Here is a 17426-nt window from a genome sequence, read left to right as displayed (position 1 = left end):
AGAGGTGCCCTTCACCCGCCCCGATCTGATCTTGCAACCGGATCAGCCGTTCCGATCGGGGCTGATCATCGTGCCATGCGACGGCCCAAAGTGACATTTCTACTTTGCACCAACGCGGACAGTTCAACTTCGCTGCCACATCATATGTAGCCGGGTGGGTTCAAGGATGAAGCGCAGCATAACGAAACGCGAAAAATCGCACCCCGGTGCGATCGACCGCTATCGCCCGCCCTCCCGAAGCAATGACCGCAGAAACAGAGCTGACGCCAAGACCAGACACGGACTATCCGTTCGCCTGCGCGGCGCCGGGAGTGTCGCAGGCAGGTCAACGCGACGTTGTTGCCGCGGAGCGATCACGCATGCCGGGTTTTCTGCCCGGCATGCCGTTTTTCGAGCTCACTGGTGAACTTAGAACTCCGCCTTCAGCGACGCATAGAAGGTTCGGCCCGGACCCGGCTGCTGCACCAGGCTCAAGGGGTCGACATAGTAGGCGTCCGTCAGGTTCTCGATGCGGAAGCTTGCGGTCAGGCTGTCGTTGATCTTGTATTCGGCGAAGACATCGACCAGCGTGTAGGGCTTCCAGTCGATCAGCGAGATGAATTGCGAGGCCCCTTGCGCGGTGACGTCGCCGTGACCGATGGCGCGCGAGCCTGTGCGCGAAACCCGGCCGCCAACCGTCAGCGCATCATCGAGAAGCGTCTGCGACAGCGTCAGCGCCACCGTGTATTCCGGCGGCACCTGGTTGGTGGCGTAGTCGGCATAGAGCGACTTGTTCCCGCATGTCGCGGCCGTGCGGCAAAATTCGACATCGGTGTAGTAGTTGGCCGCCAGTTCCGCGGCAAAGCCGCCACGCTCATAGCGTGCGGACAGTTCGATGCCCTGGAAATGCGCGCCCGCGATGTTGTGGATACGCATTCCGGAAATGCCGCGCGGATCGGTGTACCATTCGCGCGCGATGTAGTCCTTGACGTCCCAGTCGAAGAAACCGAGCTTCACCATCGCCTGGTCGTCGGCGGAGATGAGACCGTCGCGGCGAAGATTGGTGCCCACTTCCCAGTTGCTGGAGCGCTCGGGACGCAAGTTGGAATTCACGTTCATGGTGAAGGCCGAAACCCCTTCCATGATGCTCGGCGAGCGCAGCGCGTTCGAGTAGTTGACGTAGAACTGGGTGCCGTCGATCGGCTCCAGGGTCACCCCGATCGACGGGCTGAAGCCACCATCGCTCAGCGACGTGTCATAGACATACTCCTGACGAGGCTGTTCCGGTGCGTTTCTGTCCTCAGTCCAGTAGTGCTGGTAGCGCAGCCCGCCATTGACCGTCAGCCAGTCGGTCGCCTGCCAGGCCGCCTTGGTGAAGGCGGCAGCCTCCTGCCGGGTACCGTCGCGAAGGTCGAGCCAGGTCTCAAGCTCAGGCGTAAATGCGCTTGGCCGGGTATCCTCGCTCTGGAACGACAGCCCGTAGGTGAGATCGAGCGCGCCGTAGTCGGTCGTCAATACAGAGGTATTGGCGACATCGGCGCCCCACATCACGGTGTCGGACCCGGTGCGATAATTGGCCGGCAGGCCGAAATCCTCCGGCCGGGGAAACGGAACGCCGCTGCGCCGCGGATTGCGCAGTTCAAGCCGTGTCACCCACAGATTGGCCTTGAGGTCGATGAGGTCATTGTCGTCGGGCTTCCAGCCGTAGCGGAGCGTACCGGCATCGACCTTGGTGCCGGCGGTCTGGCCCTGCTGTATCGCCTGGCCGCGGTCCGACGTCAGGCGCGAGGCTAGCAGGTCGCCCGCCTCACTGCGAAAGCCGTTATAGCCGATCTGCAGGCTGTGGCCGTCCTCGAAGCGAACGGTGCCCTTGGCAAGAAAAGATTTCGTCTGCAGCTGCGTGTTGAGCACCTCCTCGCCGGCGCGATAATTGGCGATGCCGCCATTGTCGATATAGTCCTTCCAGATCAAACCTGGCGGGCAAATGCCGCTCTGATAGCAATAGGGCTGCGGCCCCTTGCTGATCGGCACCGCCGCCGGGCCATTCGTGCCGGCGTGGTAATTGCCCTGCCGGCGATAGGCGTAGCCGGCAACGAGGTCGACGTTTTCTTCCTGCATCGCACCGATGATGCTGCCCGAGCCGCTGGTCGGATCGAGGAGGGACGGCCGGTCCATTCCATCGCTCTTTGCAGTCGCGACCGGTGGCGCCCAGGTGCCGCCCGGCCAGGCGTAGCCTGCGGTGGTGCCGGCCGGCGGCGGGCTCGAAGTGTTGGTGCCGAAGCCGCCCTTGACGCGCAGGCCGACTGTCCGCCCCTCCTTGACGATGTCGCCGGCATCCAGCGTCCGCATCCTGACCGTGCCGGCGATGCCGTTCGAGGCAACATCGGAGCCCTTGGTGATATAGACACCGCCAAGAAAGTCCGGGTCGACGAAGGTGCGGTTGGAGATGCCCTGGTAGCCCTGGTAAACGGTGGCGGCGTTCGACGCACCGTCGACGGTCACCGCAACGCGGCCCATGCCCTGCATGCCGCGAATGTTGACGTCGACGGCGCCGGCGCCGTTGCGCGCCTCGCCGGACAGGACGCCCGGGGTGCCGCGGAAGATGTCGGCCGGGCTCGATCCGCGGAAGCGATCGATGTTTTCCTCGGAGATGTAGGCGGTGGGCGCCGCCGTCTCGTAGGGCGCGTCGACCGGATTGATCCCTCCGCCGCGAACCGCGATCGGATCGAGCAAGGTCGCCTCCCCGCCCGGGCTTGCTGCATGGGCGCCGGAAACGCGTTCGATTATCGTGACGCTCCCGCCGTTCAGACGAAAGGTAAGGCCGCTGCCCGTCAGCAGCATCGAGAGCGCCTGCGGCGGCGAAACCGCTCCATGGACCGCCGGCGCGGATTTGCCTGCCGTCAGCGACGCGGAATAGGCAAGCTTCAGTCCCGATTGTCGCGCGAAGGCCGTCAGAGCCGACGTCAGCGACTGCGCCGGTATGTCGAACGTGACCCCGGCCGTTTGCCCCTGCTGTGCCGCTGCCGGCGTTGCCGCTTGAAATGAACCGATTGTCGTTGAAGCAAGCACGAACGCGCCGAGAAGATTGCTTCGCCCCGAATGTCTGGACATGTGACCCCTATTCCCATGCTATGAACGAGGGATCGGCGTTCCTGGTGACCAGGACGTGTCCCTCATGAGCCGAGACGAGGAGCTGCGCGGAAATCCGCAATGCCGGTTGAGAAAAAGTCGAAAAAATTGAAATCGGCTAGGCGGCCGAGATCAGCGTGACGAACCGTGTCATGCGCGTAACCCGGATCGGCAGTCCGGAGGCAAGGGCTGCAAGCGAGGCGTCGGGCGTCCTCAAGTCGAGGACTGCGCTCACCCGCGCAAGTTTCAGGCGGTCGCTGCTGAAGACGATCCAGCCATCGTGGTAGCGGGCAAGCGCGGAAACGACGTCCCCCAGCCTGCGGTTTTCGGCCACGTACATGCCGGACTGCCAGGCGAGCGCAATGGCCGGATCTTGCGCGACCGTTGTGCCGATCGCGCCGTCCTCATCGATCGATACACGCTCGCCCTCCGATAGCGTCATGCCGCTTGAAAGGCCCGCGATGGTGGGTCGCAGGCGAAGGGTATGGCGGGTGGCGGCAATGCCGAGCGAGCCGTCGGATGCGTTGGCGTCGATATCGAATGCCGCACCGTCCGTCTCGACAAGGGTCGTGCGGGCCGACACCGAAAAGGGGCGCGCGTCTGCGGCGACCTCGAAGTAGGCCTGCCCTTCCTTCAGCGTCACACGGCGCATCGACTCGTCGAAGCGAACATCCATCGCCGAGAGCGCATTGAGAACGACGCGAGAGCCGTCGGGCAAAGCGATCGCTCGCGTCTCGGCGGTCTCGGTCGCATAGTCCGAACCCAGAGTTCGAAACAAGGGGCGCGACGCAGCCAACCCGCCTCCGGCAACCGCAAGCCCCGCCATTCCGGTCAGCAACTGGCGGCGGGAGACCCCTGCCCGCTCCCGGCCCGGATAGACAAGTCCGGTCTTGCGATCGCGCCTGAGGTGCGCTGCATCGCTCCAGAGCGCTTCTGCCTCGGCGGCCGCGGCCTCGTGCGCCGCACTCTGCGCTCGCCAACCGTCATAGGCTCGCCGATCTTCGCTCGATGCATCGCCTGAATGCAGACGGACGATCCATGCAAGCGCCTCGGTAGAGATGTCGCCGCCCGGACAGGAGACGGGTATAGGTGTCTGCTTCAAGACGAGCCTCAAGCTTTACGCGGCGAACACGCCGCTCTGTTGCGCCGAACGCCGCGCGCGTGGAACGCCCCGATGGAAATCAGAGGGCATCCATCTCGCGTTTGATGTCACGGCAATGGGCGAAGGCGCGCAGGATATGCTTCTCGACCATGCTGACCGAGACCCCGAGCGTCTCGGCGATTTCACGGTGAGAATGGCCCTCGACCTTGTTCATGATGAAAGCGGTGCGGCAGGCCGCGGGTAGCTCGTTCAAGACGACAGAAAGGGTCGCGACCCGATCGCGAAACTCCAGCGCCTGCGAGAGGTCGTCAGGCGAAGCCAGGCTGTCGGCCTGATCGAACTCGACCCGGCGCGACCACTCGCGCTCGAGCTTGATGCGAAAGTCGATGGCGGCGTTGCGCGCGGCCTTGAACAGATAGGAACGCGGATGCGTGACGCTGCGGCCATCCACCCTGACCATGCGCAGATAGGCGTTCTGCACCACCTCTTCGCCGTCATGGCGATTGCCGATCAGCCGCGATGCGTAGCGCAAGACATCCGTGTGATGGCGGCGGAACAAAAGGCCCAGCCAGTGATTGAGAGCGTTCGTCACCACCCTGCCCTTATCTAGCCAAGCAGGTTGCGGCGATCGTGGACGTGCATCTTGAAAGCCATACTGCATCGTTTGCGGGAGCGCCTGCGGCTCGATGATTGCCGCCGACTAATACTTGTCTATTATACTCATGTTTTATGTCCGGCAAGCGCTTCAGCGGGAAAACGTCGCGGGATCAACGGACGGCGATGTCCTCAACCACACGTGAAAAGGTGGCCATGCCGAGACCAAGTGCGAGACGTCAAACCTGCCTTCGATGTGGCCGGCACCGGATCCACCGGCGTTTGGGGACCCGATGCCAACAGCTTCAGGGCTAGTGGAAGACGATCACCACGCGACCGGCAATCTGAAGAAAGTTCGCAAGCGACATTCGCGCCGTCATCCCACCCACGCCCTGCGGCCAGGGATCGCGCAGCAGCAGCGTCTTGCCGTCGTCCTCATAGCCGTAGACGACATAGTAGTGGTAGGCGTTGCCGATGACGAAGATGCGGTTGTTGTCGATCTCGGCCTTGACCTGCACCGCCGTCAGATCCGCGGATGCGAATTGACCACCGGTCGCTGCGTTGTCGAAGGCGTTCCACTGGGACCGTATCAGCTGAACGACTTCGCTGCTGAGATTGGCGCCGCCGCTCTCCTGTTGTCCCGTGGACTGGTCCATCGCCTGCGCGAACTCCAGGTGTTCCTGGACCTCGGGATCAAGTTCGGCGAGCGCAAACGTGATCCGCCGGGCAATCTGATACTGCGTGTAGGCTGTCAGGCCACGGTAGCTGCGAACCATTACCTCGGCTGCAGCAAAGCACCACGCCCCTGTTTCCTGCGGCACCAGGGCCGGCGGATGGGCTACTGTGGTCATGTCAAACTCCTTTCACGATTTCGCTTTGAGAAGTTCGGCCCATCCGGCGCGTCGGGGAAAAAGGGAGCTCCACGGCGGGCATGGGACAGGTCGGTTCGATTGCATTGACAGGCGGCCCTCCTCGCATGCGGAGGCGGGCGGCCGCGACAGGCGCTCGGAATGCCGGACGAGACATCGGCGGTGGCAAGGGCTGAAACCCGCATGGACCATGTGCTGGCTTCCATATCGGCTTCCTTTCACAAGCAAGGTGAGCGGAGGAACGCGGCGACGGTGCGGTCAGCCGGACAGTGGATCCGCGTCGGGCGCGGACGTACAGCGCAGGATGTTTTCCGCCGTCAGCTCGACGCGCTGGGTCGGCGACGCCGGGTTGAAGTCGACGACCTGGACGTTTGTCTGCGCCTCGACGTCGATCGCCTGCCCTGCGGTGTAGCTGCCGAAGATCACCCAACAGCGATGGCGGTGCGGGATAAAGGCGCTCAAGACATTGACGTTGAAATCGACGGTGTAGATCGGCGCCTTTCCGAGTGCGATGCCGAGATGGATGGGGAAGTCGAATGTCGCATTGAGCTGCCGGACCGTCAGCGCTCCCTGCGCGCCCCCGGTTCGAAGGTTCTGGAAGGTCGGCGCGCCAAAGTCGTCCGCGCCGAAGTCGATCAGGTTTTCGCGTTCCGGGTCGGCCGCGATGTATTGGTAAGCGGTGAATGTCGTGCGCCCGCCGAACGTGCCGCGCTCGCCCCAGATGAAGCCGACCTCCGTCGACCAGGAGAAGCGTACTTGCGTGCCGGGTGCGGCCGGACGCGCAAGCCACGTCAGGCAGGCCGCTCCCGTCGATCCCGATGCATGCGGCGGAACCTGATAGAGAGCGAAACTGCCATGCAAACTCGAATTGTTGACGCAGGTTAGCCTGTATTCGGTCATAGCGGTCTCCCGGTGGTTGAGAGAAACGGGCGTTGAGAGAATGAGGCGGCGGCCGACCTTGGCCGCCGCCCCGATGCGATCACGAAACGGTAATGAGGTTGTCGAGGCCGAGGTTGGCCGTGCGGGATGTGAGCGCCCCGCCATAGGTAACCTCGACTTCGCCGGTCACGTCCTCGATGTCGATGACATCGCCGGTCTCGTAACTGCCGAAGATCACCCAGTAGTTCGGGTGCGGGGTGAAGACGGCCGTCATGTTCGGAGCCGCCTGGACCGCGAACGTGCCGGAACCCGCCATACCGATGCCGACGGACGTGCGATTGGGTACGACGTTCGAGAGCTGCTGGATGGTGAGCGAGCCCAGCGCGCCATTGACGCTCGGGTTGGAGAACGTTGTCGCCCCGGCCCGGTCCTGGGTCAGCTGGATCAGGTTCTGGCCATTCGGATCGGCCGCCTTCACCTGCGTCGCCGAGAAGTTGATGCCCGGCTGCAGCACGCCGGTCTCCGACCAGACGAAGCTGTAGTCGAGGCCCCAGGTGAAGGTCACCCGGCTGCCGGGCGCGGTCGGGCGAGCAAACCAGGCGAGCGAGAACACGTTGCCTGGGATGGTCGTCGGAGGCGCCTTCTGGAAGACGGCGAAGCTGCCGGTCAGCTGCGAATTGTTCACGCAAGTCAAAGAGTAAGACGTCATCGGATTTACCTTTCGTTGCTGGAAGAGCGCCCGGGATCAAAGGTGGCCGGCACCGCCTCCGGGGCTGAAGCGGCGCCGACCAGCCCCTCGCCGCCCGCTGTGGGGAAGGGAAAAAGAGCGGCGAGGGGTTGCCCAGCGAGGGAGGTATCGCCAGGCAAAGGCGTGCGGCTCGCTAGCCGGTCTGCTGAATGAGATTGTCGAGCCCGACGGCGACCTGGGCAGCGGCGGTCGGGGTACCGGAGAAGGTCACGGTCAGCCCCTGGTCGACATCCGAGATGGGTGCCGGCGGATAGACGCAAGCCGTGCCGAAGACCACTGTCGCGGTCGGCGACAGATCCGGCTCAAGCGTCAGCGGACCCAGCCCTGCCGGAATACCCACCAGGATCGGCGCGGGCCCGACGACGAGACCGATCAGGCTGTTCGGCGGAACGCTCGGATCGATGTCCACCTCCACCGCGCTTGCCGGCCCGCCGGTCGAAGGCACGATCGTGTAGGCGCCATCGGCCCAAGTCACCATGACCTTGTCGCCGAGAGCGACCGGGGTCTTCCCGGCAGTTGCGGGCGCGCCATCCTCGGCCATGGCCAGAAGCGCCAATGCGCCACTGCCACCGTTCCATGTCAGCGTCGTCGTCTCATTCGCTTCGGACGTCGCCGCGGAAACGAGTGCCGTGAGCACCTGGGAACTGACCGGCGGGCTCTTCAGTGGCGGAGGAAAAACGCTGAAATAGGCGTCGCCCGCAAGGCTCGACCCATTGGTCGCCGTCAGGGAGAAGGTGATTGGCGCGGCGGCGGCTGGAGCTGCGGCTGCTGGAGCGGAAGCGGCTTGATCTGCGATCGGCTTGGGCATGGCTCGAGGTCCTTTGCTGCGGTGTCTTCCGGCTCTTCGATGCACTCTCTATGGCTGTGGAAATCTACCGCTATCCCCAATGGTTGTCTTTGGGCGAACGTCTCCAAAACTTGGACGACCGTCCCAGGCGATCGTCATCCGGCCCGCAATTCCATCACCCAATCGGAGAACGCGGTGTCGACCGTTGCCGGAAGGAAGATGCCTCCCGCGGTTGCATCGCCCTTCCCTCGGGCCTGGTCGCGTGCGGCGCGCGGAGACAGGCCAAACGCCTGCCGGAAGAGGCGACTGAAGTGCGCCTCGTCGGCAAACCCCATGTCGAAGGCGATGTCGCCGATCCGCCGATCGGCATGGCGTGGATCGCAAAGGGCAAACAGCGACCGGCGCAATCGGCGCCGGCGGATATAGGTCTCGACACCGCCCGTCGTTTCGAACTGACGAAACAGCTGGCTGCGCGAAACGCCGAGTTCGCGCGTCAGCCGCGCGGTGGTCAGATCCCGCTGATGCAGATTGTCTTCGATGTGGCGGCGCAGGCGGCGGCCAAGATCGCCGCTGCGCGCGGTCGGCGCAGTCGCGTCGGCAGGACCGAGGCAGGACGCGATCAGATCGGGAATGATCGATCCGAGCGCGGCAAGCTCGTTGGCACCGAAGCGCATCGCGGCTTCCGCCAGAGCCTGAATGGCGCCGCAGGCGAAAACGCCGATCGCGGTGCCGCGCGACAGGATGCGGCCGGAAACCGGCTGCGCCGGAGCAACCGAGGCGGGCAGCAGCGCCCGCGGAACGATGAGATGCACCGCCTCGGCCGATCGCATCACGAAAGCGACCGGCGTCGACAGATCGAACACCGCGACGTCGCCCGGGCTCAGACGGCTCAGTCTCGGGACCGACAATCCGACCCGGCCGCGAACGACACAGGAGACGACGATGTGATCGAGATCGTCCCGGGCAAGACGCAGGTCGTTTCGCCGGTAGCGTCCGCCATCTGCAACGCTGCGGCACAGGAGAAAGCTGCCGAAATGATGCACGGCAAGGTCCGCGCGAAACGACGCGGGCGGCGCATGCCGAGCCGGCGCGCTGTCAAAAAGGATGTCGAGCACAGAGCGCCAGGCCTCGAAGGGGGCGTCGCGGTCGGACGTTTCGAAACGGAAGCTGGGGAACGGGTTTTGTCCACCCGTCTGGCGCGGCAACTCTGTGGTTGTCTCGCTCACGCCGCTCCCTTTGGTTGCATCAAACGCAAGAGATGCGACTTTTACTCTAGTTGTCGAGGAGGGAAAGAGGGGGTTCTTTTCTGCAACGCTAATGCATTCTAAAGTCGGTTCGCACCGGGTCTTCGCCCGCTGCCCCAGCTTGGGTCACGTAAGACCGGCGCCAGCCGCCGCGCCCCCGGAAGGATCGGCCCGTCGACTGTCGAATCTGGACAGGTCCGTCATGGGCGGCTTCGTGGGCGGAAGATCGGAACGCCATGCAATCGTTCCCGCCAGCGTTCCCCATCGACCTTTTGCGCTGTCAATCAGGCTACGCTTAGAGGCATGGCTCTCGCGTCAAGACGATCCGGCGCCGCGCATCGGCTCTCCCAAGGCGGGGTCAGCGGATCAGCGCGCGGCGACTTGGGTCAACAGCCAAAGACGATCACTCGACGGTGATGATGTTGTCGAGGCCGAGCACGGCGGTTCTTGCCGTCAAAGCCCCGCCATAGGTCACTTCGACAGCGCCCGTGACGTCCTCGAACTCGATGACGTCACCAGGCTCGAAATTGCCGAAGACCACCCAGTAATTGGGATGCGGCGTGAAGACGGCCGTCATGTTCGGGGCGGCCTGTATCACGAAGGTTGCCGCACCCGCCATGCCAACACCAACGGACGTGCGATCGGGAACGACGTTTTGCAGCTGCTCGATCGTGAGCGAGCCAGGGTTACCGCTGGCGCTCGGATTGACAAACGTAGTCGCCCCGAATGCGTCCTGGGTGAGCTGGATGTGGTTCTGGCTCTCGACGTTCGCCGGTTTTACCTGCGATGCCGCAAAGACGATGCCCGACGCGATGTTGCCGTTCTCCGACCAGACGAAATTGTAGTCCAATGACCAGGTGAAGGTCACGCGGCTGTCCGGTGCGGTCGGCCGGGCCAACCAGGCGAGCGACATGATCTCGCCGGCGGATTCCGTCTGCGGCGGTCTTTGGAAAACGGCGAAGCTGCCGGCAAGCTGCGAGTTGTTGACGCATGTGAGTGAATATGTCGACATCGGTTCTACCCTGGCTCCTTGCACTTAAGCGCGCAGAATTGCTATCAGCTTTCCCTCTGGTTGTCGCCAGGGTCGGAACCGCCAAATCTGGGTTGATCTTCAGCCGCGGAACAGGATCACAGAACGGTCATGAGATTGTCGAGACCGAGGTTGATGGTGCGGGACGTAAAGGCTCCATCGTAGGTGACCTCAACCGCGCCGCTCACGTCCTCAATGTCGATGACATCGCCGGTCTGATAGTTGCCGAACGTCACCCAGTAGTTCGGATGTGGGGTGAAGACGGCGGTCATGTTCGGAGCCGCCTGGATCGCAAAGGTGCCGGATCCCGCCATGCCGATGCCGACAGACGTTCGATTGGGCACAACGTTTGCCAGCTGCTGGATGGTCAGCGAACCGAGCGCCCCGTCGAAGCTCGGGTTTGCAAACATTGTCGCACCATCCCTGTCCTCGGTCAGCTGGATCAGGTTCTGGCCATCGGGATTGGCCGGCTCCACCTGCGACGCGGCGAAGTTGACGCCCGGCTGCAGCACGCCTGTTTCGGACCAGACGAAGCAGTGGTCGGGGCTCCAGTCGAAGGTTACCTGACTTCCAGGCGCAGTCGGGCGCGCAAACCAGGCGAGGGAGAACAGGTCGCCCGGGACGGTCGTCGGGGGCGCTTTCTGGAAGACGGTGAAGCTGCCGGTCAGCTCCGAATTGTTCACGCATGTCAAAGAAAGCGTCGTCATCGTCCCTGCTCCCAGCTTCAAGTATCGCCCCATTGAGGTGCAACACTCGTAGCAGCTTTCCTTCTGGTTGTCCTGGCGCCGGCCTGACCAAATTTGGGACGATCGTCCAAGGACCTTGAGCAGTCAGGGGTTTATGCTTGCGCCGCCCTGGCCACCTGCCCGATCGCGTCCGACAGGATCTCCAGCCCGCGATCGACCTCCTCATGCGTCACTGTCAAAGGGGGCGCAATGCGGAACACGCCGCCCATGCCTGGCAGCTTGACGATGTTCATGCTGAGGCCACGCCTCATCGCTTCCTCCATGATCCTTGCCCCCATTTCGAAGCCCGGCGCTTTCGTCTGGCGATCGGCAACAACCTCGAGCCCGAGCAGAAGACCGCGTCCCCTGATGTCGCCGACGCATTCGAAACGCTGCTGCAGCGACAGGAGACCACGGCGCAGCTGCTCACCGCGCGCCGTGGCCTTTTCCATCAGGCCGTCGCGGGCGATCACGTCGAGCACCGTCACGCCGACCGCGGCCGGAAGCGGATCCGACACATGGGTGGTGTAGAAGAGGAAGCCTCGCTCGTGTGCCTTTTCCTCGATCTCCGCGGTCGTCATGACGGCGGCAAGCGGAAGCCCGGCCCCAAGGGTCTTCGAGAGCGTGAGGATGTCGGGCGTCACCCCGTCGCGCTCGAAGGCAAACATCTGCCCCGTGCGGCCGATGCCCGTCTGGGCCTCGTCGAGGATCAGCAGCATGCCGCGCTCCTCGCACTTGCGCTTGAGCGCCGCCAGATAGCCAGGCGGCAACTCCAGAATGCCTCCACTCGACAGGATCGGCTCGGCAATGAAAGCGGCAAGGTTGCCCGTCGATTGCCGATCGATGAGCGAGAAGGCATCGTCAAGCTCCGTCTGCCAATCGTTGCCGCCATCCGGTCGCATGAAGCGCGGCCGGTAGGAATTGGGAGCCGGTATCACGTATGAGCCGGGGGCGGCCGGACCATAGCCCCTTCGGCCTGCGCTGTAAGTGGCTGACGCGGCGGCGCCGGTCATGCCGTGCCAGCTCTGGGCGAAGGCGACCACCTCGTGGCCACCGGTCACCAGCTTCGCCATGCGGATCGCCGCTTCATTTGATTCAGCACCTGTTGTCAGGAGCTGTACCCGATCAAGGCCGGGCGCAAGTGCCGCCAGCCGGCTCGCCAGTTCCACGACCGGCCGGGACAGCATGCCGCTGAAAAGATGGGCGACCGTGCGCATTTGCCGGTCGACGGTCGCGACGATATCGGGGTGCGTGTGGCCCAGAACCCCGCTCATCTGGCCGGAGGTGAAATCGAGAATCGCCCGCCCGTCCGCGTCGTAGACATAACTTCCCTCGGCTCGTTCCACGATGATGGTTTCGAAGTCGGGTCCATAGCGCGTGAGATGCTTGTTGGCGCGGGCCCAGAACTGAGGATCGGAATTGAGCGACATCGAATAGCTCCTCGTTGGCGATCTGCAATGGCTAGCGCGGGCCACGACTTCAGGCAAATTGATAGTATTTCGATCCGATATCGAATATCTCGATACCATGAGAAATCTCGATCTTGCCCTGCTGAGAAATTTCGCCGTCATCGCCAGAACGGGTTCGATCAGCCTCGCGTCGCTGCAGGTGGGTCGAACCCAATCGACGCTCAGCATGCAGATGCAGCGCCTCGAGGACTTTCTCGAGCAACCCCTCTTCCATCGCACCGGCTCAGGCGTCCGCCTGACCGCGGCCGGAGAAAAACTGCTGGCCCATGCCGAGTATCTCCTTGCCGGGCACGACGAGATCCTTGCAGACATGGGAGGTGGCGGGCTCAACGGCTCCATCACACTGGGCTGTCCAGAAGACTATTCGATCGCGTTCCTCCCGGGTGTGCTCGAGAGCTTCTTTGCGCTCCACCCAGACGTCGAGCTGCGCATGGTGTGCGCGCCGACCACCGAACTCAAGCCGCTCCTGCTCAGGCGACAGGTCGATATCGCCCTGGTTTCGGTGGCGGATGCGGCCAATGGCGAGGTCATCAGGACCGAGGACTTCGTGTGGGTCGGCAGGACGGCGGAGCCCGAAATCCTGAGCCGTCCGGCGCTTCCGCTCGCACTGTCCGCCCCGACGACGCTCGACTACCGGGCTGCCTGCGATGCGATGGAAACGATCAACCGCCGCTATCGCGTCGCCTTTGCCAGCAACAGCCTTGCGGGCCTGATCGCCATCGCCCGGTCCGGCCACGCGATCAGCGTGCTCACCAGGACCGCCGTTCCTGTTGATCTTCAGGTCATTTCGGAAGGACTGCTGCCAACGCTTCCGACGATCGGCATCGCGCTCGAATTCGCCGAACCCCGGCCCTCCTCTGCGGTAAAGGCACTGGCCGATCATATCAGGGCGGTGTTCCCGGGCGTCGAATGACGGCGCGGTCAGAACCTAGCCCTTGGCGGCGGGGCTCTTGTCCGGCCAGGCGCCGGTCGTTTCCCGGACCACCAGCGGGCCGTCGACCTTGATCGTCATCGGCCGCATGTGCTTGTCGTGGATCGCCATGTCGATCAGGATCTCCACCGCCCGCTGCCCCATCTCGTAATTGGGTAGCACCAGGGTGGAGAGTGGCGGGTGGGTGTAGCGGGCCAGTTCCTGGTCGTCATAGCCCATGACCGAGAGGTCGGCCGGCACCCGCAGCCCTTTTTCCTGTGCCGCCTCCATGACGCCGATCGCCATCAGGTCGTTGCCGCAGAAGATCGCAGTCGGCGGGTTCGGCATGGACAGCAGATCCAGTCCGGCCTCGTAGCCGCGCAGCGGCAGCCAGTCGCCATCCCGGACCAGCGTTTCGTCAAAGGCGATATCGGCGGAGGCAAGCGCCTGCTTGTAGCCCTTCAGCCGATCGGCAGCCGCGTCCATCCAGCGCTCGCCGTTGATGAAGCCGATGCGCTTGTGGCCAAGCCCTGTCAGATGGGCGGTCGCTGCAAAGCCGCCGGCAACTTCGCCCGGCACCACCGCCACATGCTGGCGCGGCTCGCCGTAGCAGTTGAGAAGCACGGTCGGGATCGGCGCCAGCGCTTCCGGCACCACGACCCTGCGGGTGAAGATCGTCGCATAGATCACGCCGGCGATCGACGGGTCTCTGAGAACGGATCGGAGAACCGCCGCCTCGAGCTCCGGGTTGGAGCGCGTCACATGCGCCGACACCAGCATGCCCTGCTCGAAGGCATAGTCGCGAATGCCGTCAAGGCTGACGACCGGATGCGGACTGGTCGAGATCTCATCGACGATGAAAGCGATCGTGTCCTTCTCGACGACCGGGGCGGCTGCCACCGGTCCGCGGGTCGCCGGCAATCTATAACCAATTTTATGAGCAGCCTCACGCACCTTCTGCTGGGTTTCCGGCGAAATGCGCGAACCAGACATCTCGTTGAGGACAAGCGACACGCTGGACTGGGAAACGCCGGCGATCCTGGCGACGTCCGTCATGGTCGGGCGCCCCTCTCCCCTCTTGTCCGGATTGATCCCGTTCCCCTTGGCCATGCGTGCTCCTCACCCTCAGGCGTGCATTGCACTGCACGCGGGTTTTTGCAAGTGCTCATAAATTTTGGCCTTGACTGCTAATATTATTAGCGCAAGATTTGAGGATGTGAAGCGCAAAAACGCTCACGTCCGGTAGAGGAGCACCGGCCAATCTGGGAGGAGAAACCGATCATGACCATGATTTCCCGTCGCACCTTCATGCTTGCGGCCACCGCTATCGGCGCGCTCGCCATGGCAGGCATCGCGATCGCCGAAGTGCCGAAACTGGCGCAGAAGGACAAATACAAGGTCGGCTTCGCGCAGACCGAATCCAACAACCCCTGGCGCATCGCCCAGACGAACAGCATGAAGGCCGAGGCTGAAAAGCACGGCATCCAGCTCGTCTACACCGATGCAGCCGGTTCCGCCGCCAAGCAGGTTGCCGACGTCAATTCGATGATCGCGCAAGGGGTCGACGTGATCTTTCTGGCACCGCGCGAAGAAAAACCGCTGATTCCCGCCGTCATGGCCGCCAAGAAGGCCGGCATTCCGGTGATCCTGCTTGACCGTTCGGTCGACCCGTCGCTTGCCAAGGCCGGCGAAGACTACCTGACCTTCATCGGCTCGAACTTCGTCGAAGAAGGCAAGCGCGTCGCCGAATGGCTGGTCAAGAACGCCAATGGCAAGTCGAAGATCATCGAGCTGGAAGGCACGACCGGATCCTCGCCCGCCAATGACCGCAAGAAGGGCTTTGACGACGCGATCAAGGCGGCCGGCGGCTTCGAGATCGTCGCCTCGCAGACTGGCGACTTTGCCCGCGACAAGGGCCGCCAGGTCGCCGAAGCCCTGCTGCAGGCGCATCCGGACGCGGACGTGATCTACGCCCACAACGACGAAATGGCGATCGGCGCGATCGCAGCGCTCGAGGCTGCCGGCAAGGTGCCCGGCAAGGACGTCCTGGTGCTGTCGATCGACGGCGGCAAGGAAGCCGTGCAGGCGGTGGTCGACGGCAAGATCGCCGCGGTCGTCGAGTGCAACCCGCGCTTCGGACCCAAGGCCTTCGAGACGATGATGCGTTATGCCAAGGGTGAGACGATCGAGCCGAAGCTCATCAACGACGACAAGTTCTACGACGCATCCAATGCGGCGGCCGAACTCGCCAACGCCTACTGACACCATCTCCCGAGCCTGTGCCGGCCGATCGGAACCACCGCATCGGCCGGTTTTTTGACCGAAACAGTGCCAGGCATGACCTTCGGCCCGTTCACGTGTAGGCTGAGGACGCCCACCCCCACAGCGCCAAGCGTCCCGCCGGACGTGCAAACATGCGACGGGGGCGGCGGACGGCAGAGAGAGGGAGGAGACCCATGCTTCTGTCCATGCAGGGCATTTCCAAGGCGTTCGCCGGCGTCCCGGCGCTGAAATCCGCCGCGCTCGAGGTCGAACCGGCGGAGGTCATGGCGCTCGTCGGCCAGAATGGTGCCGGCAAGTCGACGCTGATCAAGATTCTTACGGGCGCCTATCGCCGCGACGAGGGCAGCATTGCGTTTGACGACAGGCATGTCGATTTTTCGATGCCGGCGGAGGCTCAAGCCGCCGGCATCGCCACCATCTACCAGGAAATCAACCTCGCTCCACAGCGCTCCGTGGCGGAAAACATCTATCTTTCGCGCGAGCCCAAACGCTTCGGCCTTCTCGACCGGGGCGCGATGCGGCGCGGTGCCGAAACCGTCCTTGCGACCTTCAACCTTTCAATCGACGTCGAGCGTCCGGTCGCGCATTTCGATGCGGCGACACGGCAGATGGTGGCGATCGCCCGCGCGGTCACGCAGAACGCCCGCCTCGTCATCATGGACGAGCCGACGTCCTCGCTCGACGAGCGCGAAGTCGCCATCCTCTTCGACACGATCCGCACGTTGAAACGCTCGGGCGTCGCGGTGATCTTCATCGGTCACCGCCTCGATGAGCTCTACGAGATCTGTGACCGCGTGACGATCATGCGCGACGGCCAGACGGTGGCGAAGAGCCCGATGGCCGACATGCCGAAGATGACGCTGGTGCGCCACATGCTCGGCAAGGAACTGGCCGCATTCCAGGCGATCGCCCCCGACGCGCAATCGTCGGACAGCCCCGTCCGCCTCGAACTTGAGAATGCCGGCGCCGGCGTGCGGGTGCGCGACGTCAGTCTCACCGTGCGCGAAGGCGAGATCTCCGGCCTTGCGGGCCTGCTCGGATCGGGCCGCACGGAAACGGCGCGCCTCGTCTTTGGCGCCGACAAAATGCAGCGGGGCGCGATCCGCATGGAGGGGCAGGTGCGAACCTACCGCGAGCCGGCGGACGCAATTGCCGACGGCATCGGCCTGGTTTCGGAGGATCGCAAGATCGATGGCATCGTGCCCGACATGAGCATCCGCGAAAACATGACGCTCGCCCTGCTGCCGAAACTGAAGAAGGCCGGCATCGTCGACCGCGCCCGGCAGGACGAGATCGTCGAGCGCTATATCCGCGTGCTCGGCGTCAAATGCGCGTCGCCCGACCAGCCGATCAAGGAGCTGTCGGGCGGCAACCAGCAGAAAGTGCTGCTTGCCCGATGGCTGGCCACCGATCCTAGGGTGCTGATCGTCGACGAGCCGACCCGCGGCATCGACATCGGAGCGAAGTCGGAAATCCTGAAGCTCCTGCGCAGCCTTGCCGATGACGGCCTGAGCGTGCTGATGATTTCGTCCGAGCTCGAAGAACTGCTGGCCGCCGCCGACCGGGTCACGGTCCTGAGCGACGGAACATCGGTCGCGACGCTTAAGCGCAAGGACTTGAGCGAGGCGGCGCTGCTCGCCGCCATGGCCCATCAAGCGACGCAACAGGTAGAATGACG

General features: G+C 63.8%; 15 protein-coding genes. 3 read left to right on the top strand and 12 right to left on the bottom strand.

Annotation, left to right across the window (positions count from 1 at the left end):
- Positions 1-408: 408 nt before the first annotated feature.
- The 11 genes from VGO12_RS23870 to VGO12_RS23820 all read right to left on the bottom strand — a co-directional run bounded on the left by VGO12_RS23870 (position 409) and on the right by VGO12_RS23820 (position 12516).
- A complete protein-coding gene (locus VGO12_RS23870; RefSeq protein ID WP_327515219.1) occupies positions 409-3090 on the bottom strand; it encodes a TonB-dependent receptor in 2682 nt (893 codons plus the stop codon).
- 136 nt (positions 3091-3226) lie between these two features.
- Positions 3227-4210: a FecR family protein gene (locus VGO12_RS23865; RefSeq protein ID WP_327515218.1), complete on the bottom strand. Its 984-nt coding sequence runs from the start codon at positions 4208-4210 to the stop codon at positions 3227-3229.
- Positions 4211-4289: 79 nt separating this feature from the next.
- Positions 4290-4802: a sigma-70 family RNA polymerase sigma factor gene (locus VGO12_RS23860; protein WP_327515217.1), complete on the bottom strand. Its 513-nt coding sequence runs from the start codon at positions 4800-4802 to the stop codon at positions 4290-4292.
- A 313-nt stretch (positions 4803-5115) separates the two neighbouring features.
- Complete coding sequence (locus tag VGO12_RS23855) at positions 5116-5655, bottom strand: papain-like cysteine protease family protein (RefSeq protein ID WP_327515216.1); 540 nt, start codon at positions 5653-5655, stop codon at positions 5116-5118.
- A gap of 276 nt (positions 5656-5931) precedes the next feature.
- Complete coding sequence (locus tag VGO12_RS23850; protein ID WP_327515215.1) at positions 5932-6573, bottom strand: hypothetical protein; 642 nt, start codon at positions 6571-6573, stop codon at positions 5932-5934.
- Between the two features lie 79 nt (positions 6574-6652).
- Positions 6653-7261 (bottom strand): protein rhiA, encoded by a 609-nt coding sequence (locus VGO12_RS23845; RefSeq protein ID WP_327515214.1) that lies wholly within the window; start codon positions 7259-7261, stop codon positions 6653-6655.
- 172 nt (positions 7262-7433) lie between these two features.
- Positions 7434-8108, bottom strand: a complete 675-nt coding sequence (locus VGO12_RS23840; RefSeq protein WP_327515213.1) for a hypothetical protein — start codon at positions 8106-8108, stop codon at positions 7434-7436.
- Between the two features lie 134 nt (positions 8109-8242).
- The gene (locus VGO12_RS23835) at positions 8243-9313 is read right to left on the bottom strand and encodes a helix-turn-helix domain-containing protein (RefSeq protein ID WP_327515212.1); all 1071 of its coding nucleotides are present in this window, start codon (positions 9311-9313) and stop codon (positions 8243-8245) included.
- 421 nt (positions 9314-9734) lie between these two features.
- Entirely contained in the window at positions 9735-10343 is a 609-nt protein-coding gene (locus VGO12_RS23830) for a hypothetical protein (protein WP_327515211.1), read from the bottom strand.
- A gap of 116 nt (positions 10344-10459) precedes the next feature.
- On the bottom strand, positions 10460-11068 hold the full coding sequence (locus VGO12_RS23825) for a protein rhiA (RefSeq protein ID WP_327515210.1): 609 nt from the start codon (positions 11066-11068) through the stop codon (positions 10460-10462).
- 131 nt (positions 11069-11199) lie between these two features.
- Complete coding sequence (locus VGO12_RS23820; protein ID WP_327515209.1) at positions 11200-12516, bottom strand: aspartate aminotransferase family protein; 1317 nt, start codon at positions 12514-12516, stop codon at positions 11200-11202.
- A 97-nt stretch (positions 12517-12613) separates the two neighbouring features.
- Here VGO12_RS23820 and VGO12_RS23815 point away from each other — a divergent pair, with 97 nt between their 5' ends.
- Complete coding sequence (locus tag VGO12_RS23815; protein WP_327515208.1) at positions 12614-13468, top strand: LysR family transcriptional regulator; 855 nt, start codon at positions 12614-12616, stop codon at positions 13466-13468.
- 15 nt (positions 13469-13483) lie between these two features.
- Here the strand turns inward: VGO12_RS23815 and VGO12_RS23810 are convergent, their stop codons facing one another.
- A complete protein-coding gene (locus VGO12_RS23810) occupies positions 13484-14575 on the bottom strand; it encodes a LacI family DNA-binding transcriptional regulator (RefSeq protein ID WP_327515207.1) in 1092 nt (363 codons plus the stop codon).
- A gap of 171 nt (positions 14576-14746) precedes the next feature.
- On the opposite strand from VGO12_RS23810, the gene VGO12_RS23805 reads away from it, so the two are divergent.
- Together VGO12_RS23805 and VGO12_RS23800 are read left to right on the top strand one after the other, a co-directional pair.
- Entirely contained in the window at positions 14747-15727 is a 981-nt protein-coding gene (locus VGO12_RS23805; RefSeq protein WP_327515206.1) for an ABC transporter substrate-binding protein, read from the top strand.
- A 194-nt stretch (positions 15728-15921) separates the two neighbouring features.
- Complete coding sequence (locus VGO12_RS23800; protein ID WP_327515205.1) at positions 15922-17424, top strand: sugar ABC transporter ATP-binding protein; 1503 nt, start codon at positions 15922-15924, stop codon at positions 17422-17424.
- Positions 17425-17426 lie beyond the last annotated feature (2 nt).

It is taken from the genome of Ensifer sp. (genome assembly GCF_035999135.1).
Lineage (GTDB): Bacteria > Pseudomonadota > Alphaproteobacteria > Rhizobiales > Rhizobiaceae > Ensifer.
This window is presented reverse-complemented; position numbering and strand designations above follow the sequence as displayed.

What these genes read in the sequence shown, in the direction of transcription:
- VGO12_RS23870 (WP_327515219.1), bottom strand. Translation starts at nt 3,090, where the DNA reads ATGTCCAGACATTCGGGGCGAAGCAATCTTCTCGGCGCGTTCGTGCTT.
- VGO12_RS23855 (WP_327515216.1), bottom strand. Translation starts at nt 5,655, where the DNA reads ATGACCACAGTAGCCCATCCGCCGGCCCTGGTGCCGCAGGAAACAGGG.
- VGO12_RS23850 (WP_327515215.1), bottom strand. Translation starts at nt 6,573, where the DNA reads ATGACCGAATACAGGCTAACCTGCGTCAACAATTCGAGTTTGCATGGC.
- VGO12_RS23845 (WP_327515214.1), bottom strand. Translation starts at nt 7,261, where the DNA reads ATGACGTCTTACTCTTTGACTTGCGTGAACAATTCGCAGCTGACCGGC.
- VGO12_RS23840 (WP_327515213.1), bottom strand. Translation starts at nt 8,108, where the DNA reads ATGCCCAAGCCGATCGCAGATCAAGCCGCTTCCGCTCCAGCAGCCGCA.
- VGO12_RS23830 (WP_327515211.1), bottom strand. Translation starts at nt 10,343, where the DNA reads ATGTCGACATATTCACTCACATGCGTCAACAACTCGCAGCTTGCCGGC.
- VGO12_RS23825 (WP_327515210.1), bottom strand. Translation starts at nt 11,068, where the DNA reads ATGACGACGCTTTCTTTGACATGCGTGAACAATTCGGAGCTGACCGGC.
- VGO12_RS23820 (WP_327515209.1), bottom strand. Translation starts at nt 12,516, where the DNA reads ATGTCGCTCAATTCCGATCCTCAGTTCTGGGCCCGCGCCAACAAGCAT.
- VGO12_RS23815 (WP_327515208.1), top strand. Translation starts at nt 12,614, where the DNA reads ATGAGAAATCTCGATCTTGCCCTGCTGAGAAATTTCGCCGTCATCGCC.
- VGO12_RS23810 (WP_327515207.1), bottom strand. Translation starts at nt 14,575, where the DNA reads ATGGCCAAGGGGAACGGGATCAATCCGGACAAGAGGGGAGAGGGGCGC.
- VGO12_RS23805 (WP_327515206.1), top strand. Translation starts at nt 14,747, where the DNA reads ATGACCATGATTTCCCGTCGCACCTTCATGCTTGCGGCCACCGCTATC.
- VGO12_RS23800 (WP_327515205.1), top strand. Translation starts at nt 15,922, where the DNA reads ATGCTTCTGTCCATGCAGGGCATTTCCAAGGCGTTCGCCGGCGTCCCG.